The sequence below is a fragment of the Psychromonas aquimarina ATCC BAA-1526 genome (genome assembly GCF_000428725.1).
GTDB classification, from domain to species: domain Bacteria; phylum Pseudomonadota; class Gammaproteobacteria; order Enterobacterales; family Psychromonadaceae; genus Psychromonas; species Psychromonas aquimarina.
The window spans coordinates 19591-46377 of the sequence record NZ_AUAM01000033.1 but is presented as its reverse complement, the minus strand read 5'-3'; the positions used below and the strand labels follow the sequence as shown (position 1 = coordinate 46377).

General features: G+C 41.1%; 30 protein-coding genes. 6 read left to right on the top strand and 24 right to left on the bottom strand.

Annotation, left to right across the window (positions count from 1 at the left end; translation table 11 throughout):
• Nucleotides 1–52: 52 nt before the first annotated feature.
• From G337_RS29575 to G337_RS0113100, 13 genes are all read right to left on the bottom strand, one after another.
• Nucleotides 53–316 (bottom strand): Ogr/Delta-like zinc finger protein, encoded by a 264-nt coding sequence (locus G337_RS29575; protein WP_028864304.1) that lies wholly within the window; start codon nt 314–316, stop codon nt 53–55.
• 267 nt (nt 317–583) lie between these two features.
• A complete protein-coding gene (locus tag G337_RS0113155; RefSeq protein WP_028864303.1) occupies nt 584–2296 on the bottom strand; it encodes a formate--tetrahydrofolate ligase in 1713 nt (570 codons plus the stop codon).
• Between the two features lie 252 nt (nt 2297–2548).
• Nucleotides 2549–2806, bottom strand: coding sequence for a hypothetical protein (locus G337_RS0113150; RefSeq protein ID WP_245597662.1), 258 nt, complete (start codon nt 2804–2806; stop codon nt 2549–2551).
• A 116-nt stretch (nt 2807–2922) separates the two neighbouring features.
• Nucleotides 2923–3258 carry a hypothetical protein gene (locus G337_RS0113145; protein ID WP_157619310.1) on the bottom strand — a complete coding sequence of 112 codons (336 nt, stop codon included), beginning with the start codon at nt 3256–3258 and terminating at the stop codon, nt 2923–2925.
• A 261-nt stretch (nt 3259–3519) separates the two neighbouring features.
• Nucleotides 3520–5211 (bottom strand): outer membrane protein assembly factor BamB family protein, encoded by a 1692-nt coding sequence (locus G337_RS0113140; RefSeq protein ID WP_028864300.1) that lies wholly within the window; start codon nt 5209–5211, stop codon nt 3520–3522.
• A 260-nt stretch (nt 5212–5471) separates the two neighbouring features.
• Nucleotides 5472–7991: a replication endonuclease gene (locus G337_RS27735; RefSeq protein WP_028864299.1), complete on the bottom strand. Its 2520-nt coding sequence runs from the start codon at nt 7989–7991 to the stop codon at nt 5472–5474.
• Nucleotides 7984–8223, bottom strand: a complete 240-nt coding sequence (locus tag G337_RS0113130) for a hypothetical protein (RefSeq protein ID WP_028864298.1) — start codon at nt 8221–8223, stop codon at nt 7984–7986. The genes G337_RS27735 and G337_RS0113130 overlap by 8 nt, the downstream gene beginning before the upstream one ends.
• A 6-nt stretch (nt 8224–8229) precedes the next feature.
• Nucleotides 8230–8520, bottom strand: coding sequence for a hypothetical protein (locus G337_RS0113125; RefSeq protein ID WP_028864297.1), 291 nt, complete (start codon nt 8518–8520; stop codon nt 8230–8232).
• Nucleotides 8517–8897, bottom strand: a complete 381-nt coding sequence (locus G337_RS0113120; RefSeq protein ID WP_028864296.1) for a hypothetical protein — start codon at nt 8895–8897, stop codon at nt 8517–8519. Before G337_RS0113120 ends, G337_RS0113125 begins: the two co-directional genes overlap by 4 nt.
• 2 nt (nt 8898–8899) lie before the next feature.
• Entirely contained in the window at nt 8900–9055 is a 156-nt protein-coding gene (locus G337_RS28905) for a hypothetical protein (protein ID WP_169719628.1), read from the bottom strand.
• A gap of 86 nt (nt 9056–9141) precedes the next feature.
• Nucleotides 9142–9681 (bottom strand): phage regulatory CII family protein, encoded by a 540-nt coding sequence (locus tag G337_RS0113110; protein WP_028864295.1) that lies wholly within the window; start codon nt 9679–9681, stop codon nt 9142–9144.
• A gap of 6 nt (nt 9682–9687) precedes the next feature.
• Nucleotides 9688–9918, bottom strand: coding sequence for a hypothetical protein (locus G337_RS0113105; RefSeq protein WP_028864294.1), 231 nt, complete (start codon nt 9916–9918; stop codon nt 9688–9690).
• 53 nt (nt 9919–9971) lie between these two features.
• Nucleotides 9972–10253, bottom strand: a complete 282-nt coding sequence (locus G337_RS0113100) for a pyocin activator PrtN family protein (protein WP_028864293.1) — start codon at nt 10251–10253, stop codon at nt 9972–9974.
• Nucleotides 10254–10432: 179 nt separating this feature from the next.
• Between G337_RS0113100 and G337_RS0113095 the strand changes: the two genes are divergently transcribed.
• Complete coding sequence (locus G337_RS0113095; RefSeq protein ID WP_028864292.1) at nt 10433–11050, top strand: S24 family peptidase; 618 nt, start codon at nt 10433–10435, stop codon at nt 11048–11050.
• Between the two features lie 84 nt (nt 11051–11134).
• On the opposite strand, the gene G337_RS0113090 is transcribed toward G337_RS0113095, so the two are convergent.
• The 6 genes from G337_RS0113090 to G337_RS0113065 form a co-directional block, all read right to left on the bottom strand.
• A complete protein-coding gene (locus G337_RS0113090; protein ID WP_028864291.1) occupies nt 11135–11854 on the bottom strand; it encodes a hypothetical protein in 720 nt (239 codons plus the stop codon).
• A 94-nt stretch (nt 11855–11948) separates the two neighbouring features.
• A complete protein-coding gene (locus G337_RS0113085) occupies nt 11949–12653 on the bottom strand; it encodes an ion transporter (RefSeq protein ID WP_028864290.1) in 705 nt (234 codons plus the stop codon).
• A 112-nt stretch (nt 12654–12765) separates the two neighbouring features.
• Nucleotides 12766–13134, bottom strand: a complete 369-nt coding sequence (locus tag G337_RS28215; protein WP_084605375.1) for a molecular chaperone DnaJ — start codon at nt 13132–13134, stop codon at nt 12766–12768.
• A 195-nt stretch (nt 13135–13329) separates the two neighbouring features.
• Nucleotides 13330–13980 (bottom strand): hypothetical protein, encoded by a 651-nt coding sequence (locus tag G337_RS0113075; protein WP_028864289.1) that lies wholly within the window; start codon nt 13978–13980, stop codon nt 13330–13332.
• Between the two features lie 123 nt (nt 13981–14103).
• Nucleotides 14104–14955, bottom strand: a complete 852-nt coding sequence (locus G337_RS27730; protein WP_157619308.1) for a toll/interleukin-1 receptor domain-containing protein — start codon at nt 14953–14955, stop codon at nt 14104–14106.
• 95 nt (nt 14956–15050) lie between these two features.
• A complete protein-coding gene (locus G337_RS0113065; RefSeq protein ID WP_028864287.1) occupies nt 15051–15704 on the bottom strand; it encodes an AbiV family abortive infection protein in 654 nt (217 codons plus the stop codon).
• A 433-nt stretch (nt 15705–16137) separates the two neighbouring features.
• Here G337_RS0113065 and G337_RS0113060 point away from each other — a divergent pair, with 433 nt between their 5' ends.
• Entirely contained in the window at nt 16138–17121 is a 984-nt protein-coding gene (locus G337_RS0113060; RefSeq protein WP_028864286.1) for a phage integrase, read from the top strand.
• Between the two features lie 131 nt (nt 17122–17252).
• Here G337_RS0113060 and G337_RS29430 read toward each other — a convergent pair whose 3' ends face one another.
• The 3 genes from G337_RS29430 to G337_RS0113045 all read right to left on the bottom strand — a co-directional run bounded on the left by G337_RS29430 (nt 17253) and on the right by G337_RS0113045 (nt 19570).
• Entirely contained in the window at nt 17253–17726 is a 474-nt protein-coding gene (locus G337_RS29430; RefSeq protein ID WP_037027464.1) for a type IV pilin protein, read from the bottom strand.
• Nucleotides 17727–18076: 350 nt separating this feature from the next.
• Entirely contained in the window at nt 18077–18646 is a 570-nt protein-coding gene (locus G337_RS0113050; protein ID WP_028864285.1) for a hypothetical protein, read from the bottom strand.
• Nucleotides 18647–18934: 288 nt separating this feature from the next.
• A complete protein-coding gene (locus G337_RS0113045) occupies nt 18935–19570 on the bottom strand; it encodes a helix-turn-helix domain-containing protein (protein ID WP_037027461.1) in 636 nt (211 codons plus the stop codon).
• Between the two features lie 425 nt (nt 19571–19995).
• On the opposite strand from G337_RS0113045, the gene G337_RS0113040 reads away from it, so the two are divergent.
• Nucleotides 19996–20178: a PepSY domain-containing protein gene (locus G337_RS0113040; protein ID WP_157619306.1), complete on the top strand. Its 183-nt coding sequence runs from the start codon at nt 19996–19998 to the stop codon at nt 20176–20178.
• 109 nt (nt 20179–20287) lie between these two features.
• Here G337_RS0113040 and G337_RS0113035 read toward each other — a convergent pair whose 3' ends face one another.
• The gene (locus tag G337_RS0113035; RefSeq protein WP_028864282.1) at nt 20288–20644 is read right to left on the bottom strand and encodes a hypothetical protein; all 357 of its coding nucleotides are present in this window, start codon (nt 20642–20644) and stop codon (nt 20288–20290) included.
• Nucleotides 20645–20700: 56 nt separating this feature from the next.
• On the bottom strand, nt 20701–21744 hold the full coding sequence (locus G337_RS0113030; RefSeq protein WP_028864281.1) for a DUF4382 domain-containing protein: 1044 nt from the start codon (nt 21742–21744) through the stop codon (nt 20701–20703).
• 369 nt (nt 21745–22113) lie between these two features.
• On the opposite strand from G337_RS0113030, the gene zntR reads away from it, so the two are divergent.
• The 3 genes from zntR to G337_RS0113015 all read left to right on the top strand — a co-directional run bounded on the left by zntR (nt 22114) and on the right by G337_RS0113015 (nt 26759).
• Nucleotides 22114–22593: a Zn(2+)-responsive transcriptional regulator gene (zntR, locus tag G337_RS0113025; RefSeq protein WP_028864280.1), complete on the top strand. Its 480-nt coding sequence runs from the start codon at nt 22114–22116 to the stop codon at nt 22591–22593.
• Between the two features lie 2 nt (nt 22594–22595).
• Nucleotides 22596–23771: an SO_0444 family Cu/Zn efflux transporter gene (locus tag G337_RS0113020; protein WP_028864279.1), complete on the top strand. Its 1176-nt coding sequence runs from the start codon at nt 22596–22598 to the stop codon at nt 23769–23771.
• A gap of 144 nt (nt 23772–23915) precedes the next feature.
• On the top strand, nt 23916–26759 hold the full coding sequence (locus tag G337_RS0113015) for an alkaline phosphatase family protein (protein ID WP_028864278.1): 2844 nt from the start codon (nt 23916–23918) through the stop codon (nt 26757–26759).
• The last annotated feature ends 28 nt before the right edge of the window (nt 26760–26787 follow it).

The window sequence follows — 26787 nt, the reverse complement described above, 5'->3', positions numbered from 1 at the left end:
ACGAAAAATAACGAAGCAGATAAGATCCAAAACAGATCTAATTGAGATCGTCCTAAGGCAGGCATGGCGCGGGCTCTTCGAGGGTTAAGTCCATCTGATTTGCGTTAGCCACTAATTCGGGTTGCTTCGTAAAGTCAGGTTTTTCCGATCCTTGTTTTGGGGAGCGGATAATTTTGTCAAAAGACAGAGAAGCATTGAAAGTTGCACTGCAGTTCAGGTTCAAACACTGGCAGTATAATGAGCGGGTATTACTGGTAATTTGCTCCGAGGCGGCAATCCGAGCTTTCGATAAACATTCTGGGCAGCGTACAAGCATATGAACTCCTTTTTACTTGAAATTAATAGTAACCGGCTCAGGATAAATAGCCCCTTAAGCATGATTTAATCGGTTGATTTAAAATTAATTTAAGCCCCGAATGGCGGGCAGGAAAGGAAAATAAAGCTGTTCAAACCAACAGTTGTTATTATATACAGCATGCGGATGATTTTCTTCTTATTTCGGTAGGTTACAGGCATAAAAAAACCCACGGGTGTGGGCTTTTGGACTTAACAAGTATTAGATGTTCTCATCTCGGCTCGATGGCTAATCAAGCCCTGTAACTTGGCCGTTGTCATCTATGTCAATCTTGAGGTAACTAGGAGCAATACCCAGCCCTGGCATTGTTACGACCTTACCGACTAAAGCAGTAATAAAACCGGCTCCGGCATTAAGCCTGAACTCAGTGATAGGCAGCTTAAATTCAGTAGGAATACCTTTAATGCTGGCATCGTGACTAATTGACATTGGTGTTTTAGCTATACATATCGGAAGCTTAGAAAATCCAAGGGCAGAAAGCTTCTCCATTTGCTCATTTGCTTTAGCTGACATGTTGACATTGCGGGCACCATAACCGACTTCCGCTATTGTCATCAACTTACTCGCAATACTTGCGTCAGCATCATATAAAAACTTGAATTGACTCGCTTGCTCTGTTGCAGCTTCTACCGTTCTTGCTAATGCCTCAGCGCCAGCTGCACCTTGAGTAAATGCTTCACTGATCTCACAGCCAAATGCGGCAGTATTCATTACCGCTTGCTGCAGCCAGTCAAGTTCTTCTTGAGTATCGGTTGGGAAATGGTTAATAGCTACAACTACAGGCACACCATATTTGGTGACATTATCAATATGCCACTTAAGGTTACTGAAACCTTCTTTCAAACGCTCCATATCAGGAGCGTTAATATCTGCATCTGAATTGATCCCGCTGTTGGCCTTCAAGGCTTTAAGAGTCACGACCAGTACTGCGGCACTTGGTGCTTGACCTGATTCTCGCACTTTGATGTTACAGAACTTTTCAAACCCCATGTCAGAACCAAAGCCTGCTTCAGTAACAACAAAGTCTGCTAGTTTAAGTGCAATTTTATCGGCAATAATAGAGGAATTTCCGTGCGCAATATTCGCAAAGGGTCCTGCATGTATAAAACAAGGCTGGCCTGATACGGTCTGCATTAGTGTAGGCTTAATTGTCTCGGCCATAATGGCAGTCATGGCCCCTGCAACACCAAGGTCGGTTGCTGTGATCGGCTTACCTGAAAAATCTAATGCTAATACCAGACGGCCAATTCGCTGGCGCATATCAGACAGATCATGACTTAATGCTAAAATAGCCATTAACTCCGAAGCGGCAGTAATATCAAAACCAGAATCATGCACAGGACCATTAACCGGCCCCAAACCAACGGTGATACTTCTTAAACTGCGTTCATTATGATCAACGACCCGGCGCCAAAGAATATGTTGCGGGTCGATATTAAGCGCTGCTTGCCCGGATTGTCGAGTGAACTCATCAGCACCTAACCGGTCTTCATGAAATAATCTTGCATCGAGCGCAGCCGAAGCGAGGTTGTGGGCACTACTGACGGCATGGATATCTCCGGTTAAATGCAGATTCAACTCCTGCATCGGAACGACCTGTGCGTAACCACCGCCTGCTGCACCGCCTTTAACGCCGAATACCGGACCCATGCTAGGTTGACGAATACAGGCACAGGCTTTCTTGCCTATATGTCCAAGCCCCTGGGTCAAGCCTATAGTGGTGACTGTCTTTCCTTCCCCGTAAGGAGTTGGCGTTACCGCCGTAACAATAATGAGTTTGCCGTCCTGCTTGGCTGATAAACGATCTAGTAGGCTAAGTTCTACCTTAGCTTTCGCATCTCCAAATGCGGTTATTTCATCCTCTAAAATGCCAAATTGATTGGCAACATCGGTGATCTTCTTTCGTGGTGTTTGATTCGAAATGTCGATATCAGTCAGCATTGTTATTTAATTCCTAACATTATTATTTCATATTTCAATTAAGTTAAATAACCGAATGTTCGGCAGGAGCATACTAAGCGAAACGAGGCAGGAACAAAAGTAGTTCAATGATAGTTGTGAGTATTTTTAGAAACCCAGATCAATAAAGGTTTAAAAAAATCCAAAATCACAAAAAAACTGGGACAACCAATAGGTTATAATCATTGGCTTATGCTTTAACAGCTATTGGATATCCACTATTTTTATTATTTATTACGCGGCAAACGAGAATCTATTTTCGAGGTAATTTTCTACTAATTCTAAAGTAGCGAGAGTGGCTGATTCTAGGACGTTAAATACAAACCAACAATAGGGATCGTGCTCATACCAACGCAGACGATAAGAGTCGAAACGAAAGTCAAAAGCTTTTTCTGTGGTAAGAAGGCTTGGTTGTTCTTGCTCTACCAAATCTATTATATCGATTAAAATAGGCTCCCTAATTTCCTGGTCCATTTCTTTAAATGAATCCAATCTTTTCCCCAACCGAGGCCACCTGTCATACCATCTACTCATAAGAACCTACTTATCTATTTAGATTGCCAGTTGTACAACAAATAATTTTAAAGTCGCCTTACCTCAATTTTTTATTATTCAAACAATTCACGGTGGGTTTCCAACGCTTCAATTAAATGTTCATAGAGTAGCCTATTAACACTTCTATCATAAACAGCATCTACATAATCTTTAAAAATTGCTCTTATCTCACTTTCATTACAATCCAAATGTTCAAAATATGAGCCACTGTGCTCAATAGAATCTGAAATATCTTTTAGTACACTAGCAATAACTTGGTTGTGCGGATTAACAACTCTCCCACCAACCAGGTTTGCTAAATCCGACGTTAATTGAGCGGCTCGTACCAAAGGTTTAAATTCCAATGACAGATAATTACTTGTTAATGGATTTATATCAAACTCATACACAGTTATCATTTTTTCTCACAAACATCACAAAATAGTCATAGATAAATGGTAGTTAATATTAAATAAATGAGTTATTTTTACTGGTTGTTATTCGACCAAATTGTGACGCAGAGCAGATGAGAATTCATACCTGGATTTATTTAAAATAATTAAATTAAGAGAGTTGAGGAGAAGTATTGAACCCATTTACTCCATTTTGCTAAGTTTCAGACATAAAAAAACCCACATTCTGTGGGCTTTTTTATTCTAGATATCAATAAATTATTTCAAATTTATCGCATCTATTCCTCCGTTACTCCACTGAAATCTATCTGAAGTACTTGTATTAATATATAGCACCCCGTTATTTGATAAAGCTAATTTTCCAGGTTTTACATAGCTCCACACTGTTGTGCGCGTGTTTATATCAACTGCATAAACCCGTTTCTCTGTGCTAACAAATATAATGTTGTCTGTTACAATCATATTACCGAAGAAACTACTTAGCTCAGCCATTTCTGGAGGTGTCCAAGTCCACAATATGTCTCCGCTGAATTCATCGCGAGCTTCTAATTGAAAAGTTAAACTATTTCTCGTATATAGAACATTATTTGCAAGTACTGGATTTGTTTTAAAAGCACCAGATACAGCCCAATTAACATTCAAGTCTTTCGTATTAAAGCTTACCAGTTGATTAATACCAAAATCAGAACCAAAAGCTGGGTTATAGTTAGAAGGCTGATTAATAGCAAAAACTGTATTATCAGAACCGATAACAGGTGATCCTTTAGTAGATAGATTAATTTCCTCAGCAGGATAGTATGAATCAGTAATCCGATTAACAATCGCACCAGTATTTTTATTGATTATCACCAACCCAGCATTACTCGTTTTTTCATTGAAGGCATTGAAAGTGTTGCCCTCGTAAACATAGGCATTATTGGCATCAACAGCTGGTGTCCATTCATAGCTAGTACTCAAATCAGTAGACCAAATAGAAGTTCCATTTGCTCCATTGAAGCTATTCAGCCCACGAGTCCAACCATCCCAACCAGCATTTGCATAGACGACACCATTATCGACCGTTGGAGCATAATTACTTTGCGATAAAGAGTGAGATACAGTTTCAGTGTTAAATAGTTCTGTTCCTGTCTCGGCAGCGAACCCCCACAGAAACTCAACGGAATCGGTTGCGTCGCCGGCAACAACAAAGACTTTACCATTAGATACTGCCGGCGGATTTAATATACCAATGCTCCCGAAGTCATGCTGCCATTGCACACTAGCATTTTCTTCTTTCAAGGCATGCAGTGTAGCGCTAGACTCACCCGAACTTTCAGTCGAAAAATAGACCATACCATCAGCAACTACGGTAGGGCTAATTACAGTATGCACGTCTCGACTCCATCTCCAGCGCAAAGAAAACTTATCTACATCAAGTGTTACCGGTACATAACCTGTATGTGCTGCATTTCCTTGATATGTTTCCCAATCATTTACATTCGCCCAAGAAGTAAGGGGAGTTAAATTCGTGGTCGATAAAATTTCTATATTATAATCAAGAAACGAGGTTGAGTTCTCAATTGGTGAATTACAGGCTGAATCGCGACACAGCTTAACTTCGAAACGCCCAGTATAAACTCCAGCAGCCAAGTCCTGTGATATATCCATATCCACCTTATATGACATAGGGCCAACCTGAATCAGGCTCATACCTGGCTTAACTACCCCGACTTTGTCAATAACATAAGCATAAACATATCCTTTAACTTCACTATTAAGTTTTGCAGTAACAGAAAAGGATTTTGCATCACCCATATATGTATTTTCCGTAATAGTACTTGGCGTAAACGTTAAATAACCACTTGTAGTACTTGTAGCACTTGTCGCACTTCCTGAGCTATCACCTCCTCCACCACTTCCACATGCTGTTAGATTCAACAGTACAAAAAACAGCATTAAATATTTCTTCATTCTTCTATCCTTAATTAATTTTATCCATATCGAAAGTGGGAAGCAGCTCAAAGTAGAACATGGCGATAATTTATATGTATTTGACCAATCGCATACAACACAGCTTTTTTGGGAGGAGAACATTAAATGTTTAAATGCAATCTCACAATGTAAAACAAACATTTATTTGATGTTGTTCTCATCTATATACAATAAAATTCAAATACGTACCCTAGTATTTTTTATAATCACTATTGGGTAATTATTACGCTAAATCTTAGTTACCAACGCTCATCCCCTTTCACCTCTGCTTTAGTTTCAATTAACTCAACACCGTGCTTTTCTGCCCAGGCTTTCACCATGGCTAAACGGCTGGCAGTGTTTACCTCAATTGAAGACAATGCTTCGTAATCTGCTGATGGAGCACAATTAAAATCACTGCCATAGTTATGCAGTGCACTGTAACTGGTACGCCAGCCTGAATCCCGGTAGCACAGTTTCAACTTATCCCCGCGTTCAGCTAAGGCTTCATCTAGTTTTACCATGTCATAAATACGGTCTTTCCTTGATTTACGACTGTGCACAGGGGCTAATTCATTACTTTTTAATTTCCGTGCATTAGCAGGTGTATTGATCAAATTCTCAATATACAAACACGACATATCACGTACATCTTCCCAAATATCGACAGAATAACTGCCTCTATCTAAATATGACTGCTTCAATTTGGCTTTTCTCTGCCGCTTTATGTCCCCCTTAACGGTTGTTTCAATAACCAGGGTTGAACCCAGTAAAAAACGTTCAAAATCAGGTACCGAAACAGGCTCACCTTTCTGTTTAAATTCCGACCACAACCCTAATATATCTGGGTCCGCGAGACGTTCGCGTACAGTTATTGACAGAACTCCAAGGGAAAAACTGTCGTTTTTCTCAAGAGGTGCCGCACTCCCTTTCTTCACTATCGACCAATTACCGTCATGTGTAATCATCGTTAATGAACGGCAAGAAAGACCTTTTAAAACCTTAACAGCCTCGCCGTTATCATTAACTTTCGGGCAGTAAGCTATCTGCACAGGCCTGTCACTGCGCTTACAATGCAGTCCGCCCATCGCATCAATAAACATGCTCCAGTTGCCGGCATCGGCAGCAAAGCGCACCAGCTCTACCGGATCTTTTTCGCGCTTTAAGGTGAAAAAATCTTTAATCTCAGGAGTGTATTTTTCACCAGCTTCTTTCGCTTGCTCCTTAGCAGCTTTCACAACAGGATCCTGCTCTAGGCGCCTTGATTCACGGTAAACAGTAACAGGAGGACCACCTATCTGTTGAAACTGACGAATACGATGCAGCTTTGACCACGCACAGGCAGCAAAGGCCAGCTTGTTCGCGGGCTCGCCATCTTCATTATTCTCCACCTGATAACCATCCACATTTTTAGCGATATATTTGGCGATATAAGCAGTGGCACTGCCAAACTTTTCATCAATACGCACATATTTCACACGTTTCTCTATGCGCTCAGTCAGAGGAGTAATGAGCAGCTTCTCATCAAATTCACTTAGCTCTGGAAACCAATATTCCTTAGATGCTTTTCTTACAACCAGCTTATTCCATGCATCAAACTCATCATTATTTGCATTCAGCTCTTCACGGTCGGCCTGGGTGAAATAATCAGAAATAACAAAGCGGATAAACTGCTCTTGTTCCGGTTTAAAGAAGAAAAGTGCATGCCAGTGTGGTGCTGCATCATGGTGGGGTTCACACACTCGAAAGCCGGCTAATTGAATACCGTGATTACCCAGCTTAGTACGGACCCGTTTCCAGACTGAATTTAAGTAGTCTTGTGTTTCTCTAGGTGAGGCGCCTTTGTATTTGGGATTGTCAGAAACCTTGCCATTGGCTTTGGTTCTGCAGGGGTGATATTGCGAGGGGGCGGTAATAGTAAAAAACCCGCCGATTAAATTATTCTGCTGCGCCCAGTTTTCAAAGCCGCGCATTCTTACCATTAAATCATGACGGCGCAGTTCGGGGTTAGAAATTGAGCCTTTATATATATCAAGCATTTCATGCTCTTCGCCCGTCACATCATTGCGGATAAGCATGCTTTCAAGCATATCCATATTGGCGACGTGTCGTGCATGCGCATCTCGCAATGCCTGCTGGCTAACATAGTTAGAAACACCTTTGCGAACATAACCACGTACTATCTGGCAATGTTCGCAAAACTGTCTGTATGCATTCTCTATCTTCTTTTTCCACCACTTAACATCAATTAACCGCCTGACATGATATTCAGCTTTTACCTCTACTTTCCTAAGTTCAAACTCCTCATCACTTTCATTAACTTCCTGCTCTAAATGCAGGCCAGGCAAATGCACGACAAAACCCCATTCATCAGCAATCGCCTGAGTCGCTTCTACACGTATTTTGTGGGAAAGACCAGAGCCTTTCATATCAACCATGGTCTGCAGGCAGGCTTCAGCATGAAACACCGCCTGCATTTCCCGCCCGGTTTCACTGGCTAACAAGCGCAGATCAACAGGAAAGCTTTTAACTGAACGTTCAACTGTTTCAACCACCTTGCGAAACCAAATGTTGGCACTGCGTGCAGTACCGCTTTTGCTCATGTGGTAATCCCATTTCTGAACATACTGCTTATAAACAGAAGCGGCTAACTCAACAGGCAGACAGGCATTGAGTTTTTCAACGGCATGCTTTTCACAAATGCTCCACTGGCTCTGGGTTCCACAGTGGGCATTTTCTAATGTTTTTTCGGGGAGTTCTTGAAAGGCAAGTTTATACAAGGCGACCGCCTGTGAATGCATCGAGAATATTCACATCACAGTCAGCCAAATAGATCACAGCGAAATAGAGTTTATCCAGTACCGGCACACTCATTTCACTCACGCGTAACTGCGCCACATGTTTAGGTAGATCGCCCTGTCTGCAGATATAGGCTTTTTCATGCTCAGGTAAATCATCCCAAGCACCAGGGCGAGCTTTTAACACCAGTTTTTTAAGCTGTTTCTTAGCCACAGAAACCTACCCAAAATCACTGAATGACAGTTTGCTGAACAAACCAGCGGCGCGCTGAATGCGTTTGATGGTATTAAAAATTGCCTTACGGGTATCTGGCTTCATATCTGACAACGGCTTATCAGCAAGCCGGCTGTGGAATCCGGCTTCTTTACAGAACATGACCCGCTCTTTTGCGGTTAATGAGTTCCACATGTTTTCACCATAATTAACGGTGCTCTGTGAGCCCATCATTGCGTGGATCTGCGTAAGGTGCTGGCCTGCCACTTCCGGCGATGCGACATTTTCAAATCTCATACCGCCCCCATTGCTAAATCTTTAGCATCCGCAACCAGTTCAATTAACAGATCTTCCAATATTTTTAACTGCTCAAGCGACGTTGGTTTATCTAAATAAATCTCCTCAGTAAAAACCACATTCGGATTTTTATAGTCAGAATCGGCAGGCTGCACACGCACATTGAGCTTTTTTACATGCGGTGAATATGAGGTCTGGATATGCAGTACCTCTGCATTCAACATCGCCAGCGTCATAATGGAGTTCACCATACTGTAAACCGCATCCTCGCTTTCACTGTGCGTGTTCACTGTCGGCACAGCTTTAGCAAAAGCTGAATCCATACCCAGTAGCATGGCACGGTGGTTTGTTGTTGAATTATTATTTTCTACTCGCATAACTAAACTCCTTTCAGTAACGGATGTTTCTGTGCCGGTGATAAATCAGGTGATACCGCCTCAATAAAGGCGCGGCGTTCAAAACGGCTCAATGCCATGATTAAAATAAACGGGGCTGTTGCACCCATTTTTAAAGCTGTGCTATATTCGTTGGACATAATTGAATCTCCAGATAACGTTATGTACGTGATAATCAGAGTTCCAGCTCTGGTTATCACACTCTTCTCACTTTCTTATTTACTCCCTAAACTAATCCCGGTGCACCATTGGTAATAACAAAGTCTGTTGCCATGGATAAAAACGGCGCTACTCCACTGGTTTTGTTTTCAAGGTCATTCATCAGCAACACTAAATTACTGACGCTTTGCTGTGCGCTTGCCAGCAGTTCATTTCGTTTTCTTCGCGGTAAGCGGGTTTCGCCGCCGTTCTCTAATGCAAGGCGGGACAGATCACCGGCATTCATGCTGTTTGTTAAAGCGCGTTTTACTAATGTTTCCTGCTCCCCCTCTCGGCTGACATTTACCGCCACCATATCCAGTGAAAGCAGTACGCTGTTCAAAATCGCATAGTTGCCGCTGTCTTTAGTGATCAGCACTAAATCATCAAGTGCTAAGCGGTGCTGTTGAGCCGGGTTTAGTTTGTTACGTAACAGCGTGGAGTTAATCCCGGTGTTACGGGCTATTTCCTGCATGTTTTCCTTATCTGAAAATGCAAAGCAGGCGTTATTGATGGCCTGCTGTACAGACTCACGGAAAGTGAACATTTCATTTGTTGGTTCGCTCATAGATACTTAACCTCGATTGAAAGAGCAGTTGTTATGCGGTTTATCAGCATCGGCTTCCATACAAAACTCCGTCAACTTCACCATGTTGATATAACGAGTGCCGCGTGTTTCATGCTGAATAACAGGCAGCTGCCCTTGAAGAATTTGATTGCGAACAGAATCAACAGTAATTCCCGTGCGCCGAGCATATTCGCTAAGGCTCAGCATCGGGGTGTCGAATGAGACGATCATGTTCATAATTAGTCCTTATTAAAAAGGGAACGGTTATCAGCACAGATCACTGGCTGACACTAATGAGTTTGTGCTGACTGCCAATCTTCTTTAGCTTGCTGACGAGCATTAAAGATAGCGATAGCAACATCTTTCAGCGTGACCATCCAAGGAAGGCGGTTTCGCAGCCGGTGTGCTGGAAAAGGGAGCTCTCTTTTCGCGGCCTTTGCAGCCGCAACACGAGGTATCATATTCAATACCTCTTTTGATATTTCTTTAAGTGGAATCTCAGAAGCCCCAAAACGCTCAATGAGTTCCCTCTCAATTTCAGCAATCTCTGCTTGTTTCATACTTGTATTCATAACTCAGCCCTGTATAAATGTTAATGAATGCACCAAAATGCAACCAAATGCAACCAAATGCAATCATATGCACTCAATGACTCCCAATGACTTCATTGTTGATCACAATGACTCCATTATCAAGCAGTCATTTGCATTTTTCTGCACTTATAATTTCTATTGCGTGATGCGGGTAACAAATGAGCGATACAAGAGATCAAATTGAACAGCAAATCAAAGAGCTGAAGGCACTTACCAAAACTGCTACAACAGTTGACTTAGCAAAAGCACTCGGAATAGCACGAGGAACAGTTCAAAACTGGAAAAATAGAGGGAACATCCCTGATGCTGTTTACTTGAAAGCACAGCAAATAGCGGAGCATGGTAATACGCCAGGCAATGACTTTATTGCATTAGATTTTTACGATGTAGAAGTCAGTGCGGGGCATGGTGCGCTGGTCATGCGAGAGGATCAAAACGACTACATAACCTTTAGTCGTAAATTTTTTGATGATGTACTTGGCGTAAATGCAAAAGATGCATTCATGATGCCGGTAAAAGGCGACAGTATGGCCCCTACCCTGAAAAACCATGCTCTTATCATGGTAAATAGAATTCAAGAGTTCTCAGGTGATGGAATTTACGTATTTAGATTTGACAGCCGGTTAATGGTAAAACGCCTGCAGTTTTCAAAAGCAGGTCTAACCGTCGTCAGCGACAACACCACCTACAAAGAGTGGGAACTCACCCGCGACGAACTAGCCACCGAAGATTTTGAAATCATCGGGGAAGTAGTCTGGTCAGGGCAAAGAATGTAAGTATTTTATTGCAGAAAACAAAAAGCCCGTTAACGGGCTTCTCTGTATCTAAAAAGTAAAATGTAAGACTTGATCCTGACGTCACTATGAATACCAATATTCAGTTCCCTTTGGAATTATAATATCCTTCAGTATCACCTCAAATAGACTTTTCTTTTTCTTCTCAACGCTATCAATTAAATGCTCAACAAGAAATTGAAATGACTCATCACTATTTCGGTCATCTTCATAATCAAGCCTATTCACTATTGGCTCGATATGAATATTCATCCCCTCATTTTTCAAAAGTTCCTTTGGCGTAGGCAAAACATAAAGTTTCCCGTTCTCCCACTCTCCTTCACCAGAGTGAGCTACAATGGTATTCCTATACTCCATTATTAAGTCATGCTGCTTTTGAAGTCTCTTTTCAATATTTTTCCTTTCTAATTTCACTTTTCGGCCTTTTGCCTGAGTGAAACACTTTCCGTATACAACAAGGCATGAATAATACAAGGCTTTAACTAACATACCATCGTTCTTCCAGTTTTCGGGGGAAAGTACGTATTTAAATGTATCAAATTCTTTATTATTTTCGGTTTCTTTTACACCTTCTTTAGGATGGAAATCGTCAATTTTTTTTAACCAAGTCAATACATCTTTTAAATCTTGGAGAATCAAATAATAACCAATGTACTGATTAATTATTGGGCCTTTAATTTCTTTCGATGGGCAAAGCTTTCCTTTATAAAAGAACTCTACTTTAAGTGCTCCTGTTTTCTCATTAATCGTATGATTTTTAATAATATTCTCGCCTATTACTGACATAAGCTTCTCCTTGATTCTATTTAAAAATAAGGAAAATCGAGGGTCAAGTCTTGCCTTTTGCTATAAAAGTCAAAACACAAGACCCCGCCGTTCTTTAATTGTCCATTTCTCTTGCTTTTGATAATGCTGATGCAATCATTCCGGCAGGAATTGAAACAACACCCAACCCAATAATTAATATTAAAAATGTAAATATTTTACCTCCAACCGTTATTGGGTAAATATCACCATAGCCGACAGTGGTTAGTGTAGCTACGGCCCACCATAAACTATGGAAAATTGAGCAGAATGCATCTGGCTGAGCAGGATACTCAAAGTAATATATTCCTACTCCAGCAAGATAGAGAACAATTAAAGCTGCAAACAAAAATAAAGCTAATTCTTCTTTAGCTATGATAAATGCTCTGTGCAATCGCCTTACCGCTGCGCTATACCTCGCTAGTTTTAATATTCTCACTAACCTCAATAATCGAAATGACCGAAGAGATCGCAAATCCAGACCGGTGGCTAAATAGAATGGCAAAATAGCTAACAAATCAACGATACCAAAAAATGAAAATACAAATTTCATTTTTTCTTCTGCGCAAATAACCCGAGCAATATACTCTACAGTAAAGATACTTACGCTAATGATTTCGAAGTTATACAAGAAGCTTCTTGTTTCATCTGTAATTGATGGCAACGTCTCAATGGAAAAACTAATCAGTGATAATATGATCATAATTTGTATGAATAGATCAAACGCTTTCCCTGAAAAAGATTCACTACTTTGTATCGTGTTTTTTATAATTGCGATCATTTCACTTCCATTTTGTAACTTAACGCTCTGCTCACTGACGATTTGAGAATCCGAGGGACAGGTCTTGTCTTTTGCTCTAAAAAACAAAACGCAAGACCTGGCCCTAGTATTTTTATGTATTTTTATTCGCGTTGCTAAAATAGAACGTTGTTACGCTCCCAATTAACGTCGCTGAAAAAGCTAAGAACGTTGAAAAATGAGGATTCTTTGTAAACGCTAATACTGTTGTACAAATCATTAAACACAAGACAATACTCAATGCTAATAACGGCTTAACCCTTTTATTTAGTCTTTCAGTCATTGGCTCCGATTTACCAAGTCCACCACACGTACCACAAGCTAAACCAGTGTAAGTTTTACTTTTCTTAAGTTCATGATATTTAATGCATGCAGCACAACTACTTTCATTCTCATTAGAAGTACAAGTTCCTGTCTCATTGCAATGTTTACAGGCATGTAAATTTGCTTTGATATTATCCATAATCTCACCACGTTGAATGAACAAAAAAGATAAAAAGATAAAAAGATAAAAAGATAAAAAGATGGGACATCCATTTATTAAAATATTAAAAATCAACCTATTAGAATAATAAAATTATGGATATCCAGCCTTTTTATTTTTATCTAAAAGGCAAAACGCAAGACCTGGCCCCATCGTTTGCGTTTAAGTGCCTTGTTATGCACCGATCGGCTTAACTTTTCTATCAGGGATATCTTTTTCATTTAGTTCTGATAATTCTTCCATAATTTCTTGCTTTCTTTTTTCATCTAATACTTTTTCTAACCGAGGATGCCAAATAAAAAATAGTGACATTATATGCTTACACTCATCTTTAAACATTTTCATCATCAGGACTGGAATCAATTTCTCAACCAACCGACAATAAGATTTACCCAATGCATGGTAAGCGAATTCCTCATTGGCAATTTTTCCAGTGAAATACATTGAAAAAAGTTCCAACTTGTTAAATAGATCAATGAAACTATCTAATTCATTAACTAACTTTTTTAGCGCCTCTTTGTCCTTGTGTGGTTTGAATTTCATTCGATTCTTTTCAAAAATCACTTCGCATTTATCTAGAAAATCAATATCTTTTTCTTTTAGGCAATTAAAAAACTTTGTTATTTCTGGCTCAACCTCTTTATGAAAAAACTCACATCTCTCTGCGGCCAATTTTATCGACTCTCTCTGACTTTGTACTTTGGTACCATTTTTCGCCACCTTAATTTGTTCCAATGCTTTGTAGGCAAAGAAAGCTAATACTGGCGCACTAATTAAATATAAAATTTCAATGTATGGTTTGATTAAGTCTATAAATTCTTGCATCAACATTCCTTTAGGTGCATAAACGCCACATTAAGCGGACTAAAATAGTGGGTTAAAATGTGGAGCGAAGCGAAACGTAACCCACTGTTTTAGTTCCGTTTAAATGCCTTGTTATAAGCGTTTTTAACTTTCCACAGCTATTAATTTAGAAATTCTTAAAAGAACTCGATCTCTTTTACGCTCCCAAGTGGAAAGAGAACCCGAATTATTCAAATTAAACTCATTTTCTATTTTTTCTTTCAATAAGTTTAGTTTCAACGGTTCATTAATTTTCATTCCTTGTGTCAAAGGAATAACTCCTGAAATATCAGAATAATCTAATGGAGGAATCACAATTGGAATGTGCTCTTTCGCTAGAACCCAAGTAGCCCCCATTTCGCATAAACACACAGGGCTAGAATAAAAGTTATTGGATAATATAAAGAGCACTATAGTATCCGAAGACAATTCATCTTTAATTTTATCTAGGAAATTTTCACCTAGTCCGATCCCATATCCGTCAAACGAAGTACAAAATATTTGGTGAGACTCTAAGCCAATCGACTCAAGTAATTCAATTACCTCTTCAACTATGGCGGAGTCTTTTGATGCATGACTAATAAATACTTTTGATGCCTTTGTTTTAAGTTTTGATTGCTTTTTAATGACAGGAGTTTCGTGTTGTTCCTGCTCTTCGAATTCTTCAATATACTGTGTAATTGAAGATTTCAAAATGCCAAAATCTTGTCTAAAAACTCTTAAATGATCGGCGGTAAAGTCACTATCTGTAGTCCACATTAATGCTTGAAAGAAGAAACGTAACTCAGAGAAATGTTTATATTCAGTTGAGCTTTCACCAAAGACTTTTACAAAGGTTCTTTCAACTAGGTTTTTCCAACTTTTAAACTCTGGGTCACTACTATTTTCAATAGTCACAAGATCCGCTTTATCTAGTAGTTTTTTAAGCAATCTAATTTTTTCTGAAGTACTAATCATTGGACTCTCAAGTATATAAATGAACGGGCTTATAACGCCCGCATTTGTGGCTGGTTTGAAGCGCAGCGGAAAACCAGTCCGACAACATGCGCTTGTTAGTTTCGTTGGCGATTCTTCTTTCTCCAACCGTTATTCTTTATTCCACTCTTGTGGGGCCATTTTAAAAGCTTTTTATAAATATCATAATCGAACACCTCATCCATGCCTGTGCCACCCTCGAAGTAAAACTCATCTTCTTCAATTCTTGAACATATTCTAAGCAGCTCATCATTAATAATTGAAATAAACTGCCTTGCATCTTTTTGTTTGATCTTCCACGGAGTAGAAATCCGGCTATCTGTATCAATTTTACCTTTTGAGCGAGACAAGCCAACATAGATAGCATTTTGCTTTTTCTCTTCAAGCTTCCGACTCTGGATCAGAGAAATAAACTTTGGCGAGTAATCATCTGTTTCTCTTGCCACAAAATTCCACTGTTTTTTTGGATGTAGGTACAGAAGCTTTAGCCATCCTTGTTCGGACTCTGCGTCAGGATAGCCGTCATTGGTTTCCGATGACCAAATATAGTGGTCTACCCAGTTGGCCTTTGAGAACTCTTCCAAAGCCAAGACTGAAAGCTGAAGAGCACTTGGGTAAGAGCCGTTTTCATAGAGCAACACCGAGTCAAAATGAAGACGGATAGTATTTCTCAAAGACTCCGCTGCGATTTTATTTAGCTTGTACTTTGAGATACCTTCTTCTTTCTTCACTGAAACTCCGATTCAGAAACTAACAGCTTTATATACGTCACAGTGACGCAATCGACAAATGTATCATTAAGAAGATATGCACATTTTCAAAACATATCTAAGACTATATTCCATAAAGGAAATTCAAATAGTCCCCTGATAACCTTCACTGTGACGCTTTTATCATCTTCCTGACAAAACAGACGCTCTGAAAGGGACATAGACACTTTTAATGCAAGCAGCACGTAAAAAGATAGCCCCGCCACGCGATTAAAACATCTTATATAAATCAACAACACAAAACCATTACACTCTATTACACCACAATATAAATAAGGGTAATTGCATGATGTTTTTGAACCTACAAAATGTGCACAGCCTCCAATCAAGCACTTTTCCACTTTTAAAAAACACTGTATAACACCTGTATAAAACAGAAAAAAGAGTGTCATTTATGTCTATTAAAAAACAAGCCAACGGTAAATATCTCGCTGATTTCCGCCCTAACGGCATCGGCGGAGTACGTGTTCGTAAGCTGTTTGATACACAAGGGGAAGCCAAGCGCTTTGAGCAGTACACGTTAAATGAAGCAGAGAAAAAAGCATGGCAGCCAAACAAAGTTGATAATCGCCGCTTGGATGAATTAATTGAGCTTTGGTTTAACCTGCACGGCCAGGCACTGAACGACTGCAAAAAGCGTAAAAACAAACTGCTGGCTATGTCATTATTGATGCAGAATCCGATTGCCAGAAATATCACTGCCAGTGATTTTTCAAAATACCGTCAACTTCGTATTAAAACGGTTTCTATCAAAACCGTTAACAATGAGCAGACTTACCTCAACGCCCTGTTTAATGAATTAAAACGCCTGGGAGAATGGAAGCATGGTAATCCATTGTCTGAACTCAGAGCGCTGAAATATAAACAGCCGGAAATGGGCTTTTTAAAACCAGAAGAGATTAAGGTTGTTTTTGACGAGTTAAAACAAGGCCGTAATTATGATGCTTACCTTATCTCTAAAATCTGCATCTCGACGGGCTGCCGATGGGGTGAAGCAGAATCATTAACCGGCTCACAACTATCACCTTACCGGGTTACCTTTATTCACACCAAAGGTAATAAACGCCGGGCAGTTCCCATTAGTGAAGAGTTATATAACGAGCTGCCGCAAAACAGCGGACGGTTATTCAGCAACTGCATTAAATCATTCAAAATGGCTGTTGACCGGGCGGGCATTGTACTGCCTAAGGGGCAGTCAACTCATGTATTGAGGCATACATTTTCCAGCCACTTTATGATGAACGGCGGCAATATACTGGTATTACAGCAGATCTTAGGCCATGCTAGTATCACCGACACCATGAAATACGCCCATTTTTCTCCCGCGCATTTAGAAGATGCAATCAAATTAAACCCGTTATCGACAGTGGGCAAATGACCATATTGTGTCCACATTGCCCGCAGAACAGCACATTACAACACAGCACATCGCATCTAACTCATTGAAAACGCTCATAACCCGTTGTTTTTACTAGGCAGGACAGGGTTCGACTCCCCTCCCGCCGGCAGTTACTCGTCCAGAATATAGGTATAGCGCCCGTTAGGCGTTTTGCGGAATTTTCCAGTGCTCAGATCTCCGTCATCTAAAATACTGTCCAGCTGCTGGATATCTTCCACCGGTTTGGTAGCACCAAGAATGGCAATGCCTGCATAGGGATAGTTGTCCGGTCCTTCCCAGTTCCAGTTGCCGCCCAGCGCAGTATCCGCCTGCCATGCCGTATTATCTATACCCAATCCGGGGGCATCGGGGGGCAGGACGATATGGCTGTCATTGGGGTAGCTGCCGTTAATCTGCTGCCAGCGGTTAAATTCCCGCCCCCAATGACCAAGCTGCACCGCAGTTTCAGTCAATTGTGCCCGTTTAACGTAGTTATTGTAGGCAGGTAAGGCGATAGAGGCCAGCAGGCCGATAATGGCTATTACAATCAATAACTCGATCAAAGTAAATCCGCCCGATAAGGACTTAAGCCACTGTATAGGCATGTAACCACCACTTTGTTTGCTGCCGCATTGATGTCTCAATACCGAGTCATAAACACCCTGTTCATTTTAGCTAAGCCGATACTGAGCTCATCTGTTTATGTATTTATGAATAATCAATTGAGACGAATTTTCTTCAGTCTCTGCTTTAATCACTCATCTGACTCAAGCATAGTTCACAGTGGCTTATTGACAAGATTTCACTCAAGTGGCTAAGAACAGATTCTGATGGTGTTCACGTCATTTATTATCCGTGCGAAGAAGAATATTACGCTGTTTTCCGGTAGTTGTAATTAACTCGCCGTTGTTCTCCAGAGTTGACAAATAAAGGAGTCTTTCGCAGGCAGGCTGCCCTATAGAAATCTCCAGTCCATTCTATTAACCGCTTTAAATAACCTGCTGTTTTTACTACTGTTAATCTTACACCACTCTTTTCCAGTGCTGTCTAATATAACAGCTTTCGCGGCCTCAAAGGGTTCCTCGCCATGTCGTAAGTAGATGTTAAAATTAAAAGACGCTCTAGGGAAAATTTTAATTTCAGAAATTTCGCTCAGGATAGTCCCGTCACCAATTTTTTTAGGCACCAGAGCTTTTCTATCTATACCAGATTTACAAACCAGTCTGGCATCTTTAATAACAGCATCGACACGGCCGGTATTGCAGACGTTTAATGTATAAAGCGGTGCCAGATTGATGCGTTCGTATACTTTCTTAGTTTGGTTCTGAGAAATTAATTTAATGTTTTCTTGTTGATTTTCATGAGGACAGATAGCGACTTCAAGCTTTACTTCACCTTTTCTTAACCTTGATAAATTAATAGCAAGTGCTGCGGAAGCAGCTATAGCCCCATATAATGCTAACCAGTTATCTGATATCCATTGCAGCACGAACTCACCTTTAATAGAGAAAGCAGAAAAATTCACTATAGAGGCAGAGAGCAAAGCCCCCCTGCATATAAACTTCCTGAACTTAAATCATTTAATTATGCATAACATTTTATACAAACAGGTAACACATTGATATAGAGGCGATTACACGAAATAGAGAAAGGTGAATAAAGTCGAAAAAGTCTGCTGACTTTTAGCTTTTAGCGGCTTAAACAGCAAGGAAAAGCCGAACCTATAGACTATAAAGCTTTAACTCACTTCGATAAAAAAACGTTCAACTGCTTATAGAAGTGAGAATAATTAAGCATCACCTTATACTCCGCCCTATTCTGGTCTTGCTCCAAGCAGTACGATGTTTTGAGACTTTCCCCTAACCGTAATTATTTTTTGACTTTTCAATAAAGAAAGAGCCTTGCTGACCCTTAGTGCAGATGTACCAAGACGCGCCCCGATTTCTTTGCGTGATATTTTAATCTGCACACCGTCCGGATGAAGTACGGCATGAGGGCCGTCCAGCAGCGTTTCTAAGAGCTGCTGAGTACGAACAGCTAATGGGCGGTCTCTTGCAATTAGTCTTGCTTTATAATTATTCATTCGTACGGCAAGTTGATCAGATAAATACAACAGCACTGCAGGTGAAGATATAATAATATTTTTTAGCTTGTCATAAGATATTTCTGCTACTTCACATATTTTTGTGGATTTCACGCAGCTGTCAAACCGTTCTACTTCCCGCTCACTTGAAAAAATCAGATCTCCAAAGAAATCACCTGGATTTAAATCAAACAGGATAAGCTCCTGCGGTTTTTTCTGCCTGTCGTTCTTTATTAAAGAATAGGCTCTTCCTTTAAGTAAAAAGCAGAGTTTATTTTCACTATTGTCCTTTAATACGTGATTCGCAGGATATTTATGAATTTGGCAATGCGGCAATATAATATTTAGAATTGATTGGAATGTCATGATTCAGTTTTTCCTATTGCTGTATTTGAACGTCAACCTCGAACTGAGTTATTGATTTTGTTATGAAATTAGTCTCAGTATCTGTAATTTAGTTCTCCTAAACTTAAAATAAATTCCACCCTGAGCAATTGCTGGTATTAAAGCGTAAAAAATGACAGCATTCACTTTTGCTAATGTTTTATCCACCTTCCTGAAATGAGCAGGCTGCTAATATTCAATCTCAATTAAAACAAAGGATATATACCCGTTACCAATCAAAATGCATTTATCAGTCGCTAGCTCGGACACCAAGACAAGGCGTAACATGATGACCTTTCGAGCGATTAACTCCGTTAATTCTCTATCGGTAAGATTAAAATAAAGACTTTAATCTTTAGATGGCTAGCCTTATCGAATATTGCAACGCAGTATTGGTTTTCGAGCTAGTGACCCGCAGGGCAAGCATTCAAAAAATCCAGAAAGAGTATGACTCCAGTATCATTAAGCTGGAATTAGAAAATAAACAAGGCATCACTTTCTACGAAGTAGAGCCTGCAAATGATCAGGGGTTAATTATTGACGTTGCAAGTGGCGAGATAATCCCTAAGAAAAGAGATTATCACGGTTAGCTGCTTACCCGCGTCGCATCAATATAAAAGAACGACTTAAATGCACGTTAAGGTTGGCAGGCATTTTTTGAGGATAAATACAGCAGCACTTCCATTCCCTATTCCATAGCTATTTTAAAAACAGCAAAGCCGCCAGACAAGCAGCAAAATTAGCTATTATAATCCATGTAAAGCGCAGACCTTTCTTTTTGGTTTTTTCCAGGCTGACAAACCGCTCTGCTAACTGAACGGGTATATCAGCATCAAGATAACGCTGCTGAGCACAAAACTTATTGAAAGCTTGATAACATTCACTGTTCTGCTGCCGGCTGATATCCATAATTGAGCGGGGAGAGCCTATTTCTGCATTGACCTCAGGATAAGCTAATGTGGCTCTGACCATAAACTGGATCTGCAGGACATAATAAACAACATAGATAAAAAGCAGTAAAAAGAGTCCGATTGAAAATATCAGCCAATGGTACATAACAACTCCCAGCTCCAGTTAAGTCTCAATTTTAAGCATGCAGAAATATAACTTTATTAAGGGGCAGCTGGAAAATCTCGTACTGTTGTCTCTCCTGCCGTAACAGAAATATCCTGCTCAGCAGCATGCATGATAAATCCGTCACTTACTCCCTCTTCAGCATCGGGATCATCATGTTGAGACGTACAGGTATAACCTAAGCTGTAAGTACCAGCAGCTGCAAAACCGAACTCATATTTATTAGCGACAACTTCATCAAGCTCGTTTTTAACCGGGTTAACCCGCGCAGAAGCGGTTGGTGCGACTTGAGGAAGAACAGTATCTGCAGATCGAAAATCGCCCATATTTTCAACAGTTGTAGAAGCCGGGTAGAGGTAAACAGCAGAGCTGAACTCAGAACCGCCCGCTTCAGCTTCACAATTATCTATTACCGTAGAGCTTATCTGCCCGGATATAACGCCCACTTCCGCTCTGTTGTTCAGCTGTACAGAAGTTGGTTTCAGGGTCCAGTAATTTTTATTACCATGGGGACCCTGTAACCCTTTACCCAGCTCAAATTCAGCCACAAAGGTATTAACACCGGCGGCTATCGTAAATGTTTTATTAAGGAATAAACGCCCGGTATTGAGCTCCTCTGCACCAACACCTCCACAGGAACCATTACTATTAGTAACAAGGCCCGCATCATTACCATCCTGAGTTTTAACATAGGAGCTGGCAGTATCGGCAACTTCACTGTTTTCTATATAGATACACATCTGGTATTCACCGAGCGGCACTGACTGACCGCTAACCAGCATTTCAGTCTCTTTGCCCTGCACTGTAAGGAGATCTACATGCTTTGGCGCCCCGCTCTGCGATACATCAAACGACACTGCGCCGTCACTATTTTTTAAAACAACCTGCTTAAAAGCAATATTAACGATTTGTGCATCTGCTGGATTATCCGAGACTCCCAGGCTGAATGTTGCCGAGTCTGCAGCTGAGGCAGCGTCTTCACTTGCGCCGGCTACGCCCTCTGCACTTCCACCACCACCGCCCCCGCAGGCGGTCAGTAAAACAGACAGAGCAATAACCAGCTGGGATTTAATGTGTTTCATAGATCACCTCTAAATAATGACATGCAGTACTTAAACTGAGCCTAGCGTTTTCAGCATATAAATCCAGACAGGTCATCTGTCTGAGGGCTATTTATGGGTCAATTTTTTAGCTATCAATTATATAGAACGATGCACAAAATTAGAGATTGTATTGACTGTCGAAAAATAAGCTCAGGTACCAGATGAATTTTTAAATTAAAACAATAACTTTCGCAGCAGGTCTCTAAAACCTTCATTTACGCTAGGCCTTGAAAAGCCCTGTTTAAGAAAATTTAATCATCTTACCTATTACCCTTGACCTTAGATTCAACTCTAAGGTTATACTTATAAGATAAACACAATATACTTCTGCGAATAAAGGATAAGAATATGTACCGCATTGGGGAACTCGCTCAGCGTTATGAAGTAAAAACCGATACCTTAAGGTTTTATGATAAACACGGCCTGCTGATACCTTCATCCCGCAGTGAATCCGGCTACCGAATTTATACGGAAGCTGATGCTGAGCGCCTGCGTTTTATATTAAGAGCCAAAGCAATTGGTTTTTCTTTAACAGATATTGCAGAGCTTCTGTCTATTGAGCTGGATAAATCAAACTGGGCCTGTGCAGATGTTAAAGGGGTCGTTGATATTAAATTAGCAGATGTTGAAGCTAAGATAGCAGAGCTCAATTATTTTAAAGCTTCATTACAACGTTTATCGGATGCCTGCTGCGGCGGCCCGGAAAGCGCAGAGCACTGCTCTATTTTAGAAGCATTAGAATCAAATTCATCGGCCGTTAAATGCGAAAATCAGACACATGATCACGATCAGTCTCATTACGGCAAAAACTGTCAAAACAGGCCTTAACTATGTTGTTCGCAAATTTTATCGATCTGTTTTTAGAGTCTGCCCCGTGGCTATTACTGGGCTTACTGTTAGCCGGCATGCTGAAGATGTTTGTACCCATGTCATGGATGCATAAACAACTCGGCGGACATGGTTTTAAAAGCACATTAAAAGCAGCTTTACTGGGAGCGCCGCTGCCTTTATGTTCGTGCGGCGTTATTCCGGCGGCTGTCGGACTGAGACGCTCTGGGGCATCTAAAGCGGCAACCACCTCATTTTTAGTTTCAACCCCGGAAACCGGCGTAGATTCAGTGACTATTTCCTATGTTTTATTGGGCCCTTTTATGGCAGTAGTCAGACCAATAGCAGCCGTTATCAGTGCAGTAACAGCTGGCTTACTGGTCGGGCGGGATGAGCAGTTTCAGGAAATAAAAACTCAAGCGGCCGACCGCTGCCATACTCATAACAGCAGCCAGCCGGTACAAAGCAGCTGCAGCTGTGAAAAAGAAAGCAACTCAACATGTTCGGGCGGTTCAATTAAACAGCATAAACATAAACACAGCGGCACTGCGAATGTCGAGTGCTGTGATTCAACTAAAGATATTGCTCAGGAACTACAGGGCGCGCCGATCCGCACCCGCATTTTAAAAGGCTTACACTTTGCAGCGACAGATCTCGTACGCGATACAACCGTATGGTTATTGATCGGTTTATTCTTTGCCGCTGTCGTGCAGACCTATGTACCGGCAGATTTTCTGGCTAAATGGGGTGACGGAATATTAGCCATGCTGGTAATGGTTATTGTCTCTATACCTATGTATATCTGTGCCACCGCTTCAACACCGATTGCCGCCGGACTGTTACTCGCAGGGGTTTCACCGGGCGCCGTACTGGTATTTATGCTGGCAGGTCCGGCAACCAATATTGCAACCTTAGGAGTGGTGGCTAAAGAACTCGGTAAACGAGCATTATGGGGATACCTTGGCGGAGTTCTCGGTGTTGCGCTGCTCTCGGGAGTTGTAGTGAACTACTTAGCGGCTGAGTTTGGTTTCGTGGTTATGCCTCAGATTGGAGAACAAAATGCTCTGCTGCCCGAAGCACTAGTTTACAGCTCTGCTGTCGTCTTAGCAGTATTAATGGCAAAAGTATTCTTTGATATGCTTCTGTTAAAACGGGCAGGTAAAAGCAGCTGCTCTTAATCACTCTGCAAGAATGCCTTTGCTATTTTAATAAGGGCATTTTGCTTTTTTGTAACTATCCCGACAAACTTCCCAATCATTCATTCGTCAAAATAATCAATCATGATAAAGTATAAAAATCATTTACATAATGGATTTAAATAAATGAATTATAAATTATCAGGCTCAATTTTGGCTTTTGTTTTAACACTCTCCAATGCACAAGCCGACATAAATCAAGCCCCGGTGATCAGCGCAGTTATTGATTATTCCGATGTACTGAAAAAAAACATTATGGATTCAGTAGAAATGACATCTACCGTTACCCGTGATATTTCCATTTTTACCGTGGCAGGTGTGTCCCTAGAAGCCTACATTCTCACTCTACCGCTGGATAGTGAAATCAAGAAAAGAGTGGTTGTGCAGCTGGCAAACCCTATGTATTCCATTCCTCTGGGGTATTTCTTAAAGATGTTCCGGGATCGTTATACGGGTGTTGAGCAGGGGGATATCTTTAAAAAGCACCTGGCAGGCAGCTATTCAGAGGCGCAGCTAAGGGGCTTTGAGCATTCTCTTTACAGCTTTGATAATAAGAAAGCCGTTAAAACCGAGCAGGATGATCACGGACAGGGTCTGCAGTTCAACCGTGAACTAATTGCCTCTATGGTGGTGGTTTATGATGCCCTGATTGACATAGATAAATGGCGTAAAGAAAAGTATTTACCGGATAATTATGACTATTTAACCAACAGTGAAGAAGACTTAAAAATAGTTAATAAAATTCAGCCAATCTTAATGGATGTATTAGGCAAGGCAGTCGAAGGCATGGAAGAGGGAGATGTAAAACTCTCTCTAGAGCAGATTTTACTGGACAATGGTGTTGATAAACCCAACAACAAAGCACAGGCACTGACCGTTACCTTAATCGACTTTGTCAGACTGAATGTACTTAAAGGCTACCGCCAGTACATTTTTAAAAGCAGACGCGCAGATGCCTTAAATGACTGGATGCACAAGCTGTTGACCGATAATCCGCAAGATGTTGTTAAGTTTCTGAAGGCGCAGCAGAACAGACGCCTCGCGGTACAGATAACCGTCGACGGCCTGCAGCAGGGCCTGGTCGAAGGGCTGGTTAACCAGAACCTGCCCTTTATCAGTCAAGCCTATCAGCAGCACCAGAACAGACTCAACTTTAATCCGGGCAGCACAGCCAGCAGCACCATCCAAAGCACCCAGGCCCTTTCGTTCCTGACCGGATTAACCTCGCAGCACTATCAAAATGACTTTTATTTACCCTTTTTCAAGCGCTTATATCAAAACCATCAAAGCAGTATTGCTCAGCAGGGGATTTCATCCACTCCGACCATCAGTGTCAGAAACTTACCGATTATAAAAACCGGCGCAAAAGTATCCGGAAAACAAGGCACTGGTATCCCCAACTTTCATTTTGTGGACCGCAGTCAGGACCGCGCATATTACTTTTTCGGCAATGATGCGCTTCAACTGGACAAGCTGACCGCTGACAATGGTTTGTTAACTATGTTTGACCGCTTAAATCACCTTTCAACACTTAACTGCAATGCACAGTATGACTGGAATGCCCATGTCAGTTACGATGCTTTATTGAATTTAGGTGCCGGTGAATCACAGCGGGATTTCGGTGAGAAACGCTGCCAGCGCGAACTATCAGAAAGAGCAGATACAGAGATTGAATTAAGCGCCTCGCGAAGCTTATTGATTAAATTAATCAACGAATATACTGCTATTCCAGGCTGGCGGTTATTCAGCACTCACGCTAAACAAAAGAAAATAAGCCGTCTGCTGCACAGCTATTCGCAGCAGGCTTTCAGCGGTATGCCCGATTATCTGCTGGTCTATAACCCCTGGTTAGATCATTTCTCACATTTCAAAGGCCCCTTCAGTAACGAGGTTATCTCACCGACGGGGGAATTAAACCGGCTGGATTACTGGCTTAATGAAACTGAGTCTTTGTATAAAAAAGCCGGAGTTTATAAAAACACCCTGTGGGGAATGGCCGGCGACCATGGATTAGCACCGGTTTATTATGTAACAGATCCGCAGGCAGAAGTGCTGCAGCTGCTGCAGCAGGAACTTGGTTATACACTGAAAATTAAAAAGATCTCATCCGATGAAGGTGAAGGCCCGAAAATCACCAATAACCTTGATGCCCCGAGTATTAAAGACACTGATATTGTTATTGCCTCAACGGCCGGCGGCAACTTTATGATGGACTTCTTTAATGCTCAAAAGAGCTGGTCAACCCAGCCGGTTTATCAGGAATTAACTAACTGGCGCCCGATTAATGCACCTAAAGAGAATGCACCTGTTGATATAATCGAACGCTTATCAGCCGGACTGGCCGCATCTTTGGATTATATGGTGTTACGTGAAAAACCGTGCAGCTTAGATTTCTGCTCAGTGCGCTTGATAGGTACTCGAGACGGCCTGCGCCGTGATGAAATTATTGAACGCCAGGGCGGAAAAATCAGACACTATTCCGTAAACGGCAGTCCGGTGGTTTTATTAAATATATATGCAGGTAACCCTTACTTAAAAACATTATCCAGACAGAAAATGGTTAAAAGCCGGTTGATTTCTAAATGCTTAAGCTCACCATCGAGCTGGTGTTCAGCTAGTCAGTGGCGGGAATTAATGAGCTATACAGCAAGACCCGATGCGCTTAATCAGCTAATTGCACTTTATGAAGAGCCCCGTGCCGGCACCATTAATCTGTTTCCTAAACAAGGTATTGGTTTTAATACCAAAGTACCCGGCCGTCACGCCGGTGAGAGTTATCTTGAAAAGGATGCCTTTATCGGATTCTGGGGAGAGTTAGTTAATAATAGAAACAAGCGCCTTCCCTATGCAGAAAACGGATCTTTAGCACCGACTCTGTATCAATACTTAACGGGAGAGCCAGTACAGTCAGGCAGTAACGGCTGGGGATATCCTTCGCTTTTAGATAAACTGGATATTAAGCAGCAGTAAGATAATTACAGCAGCAGGCGGCTTGCGC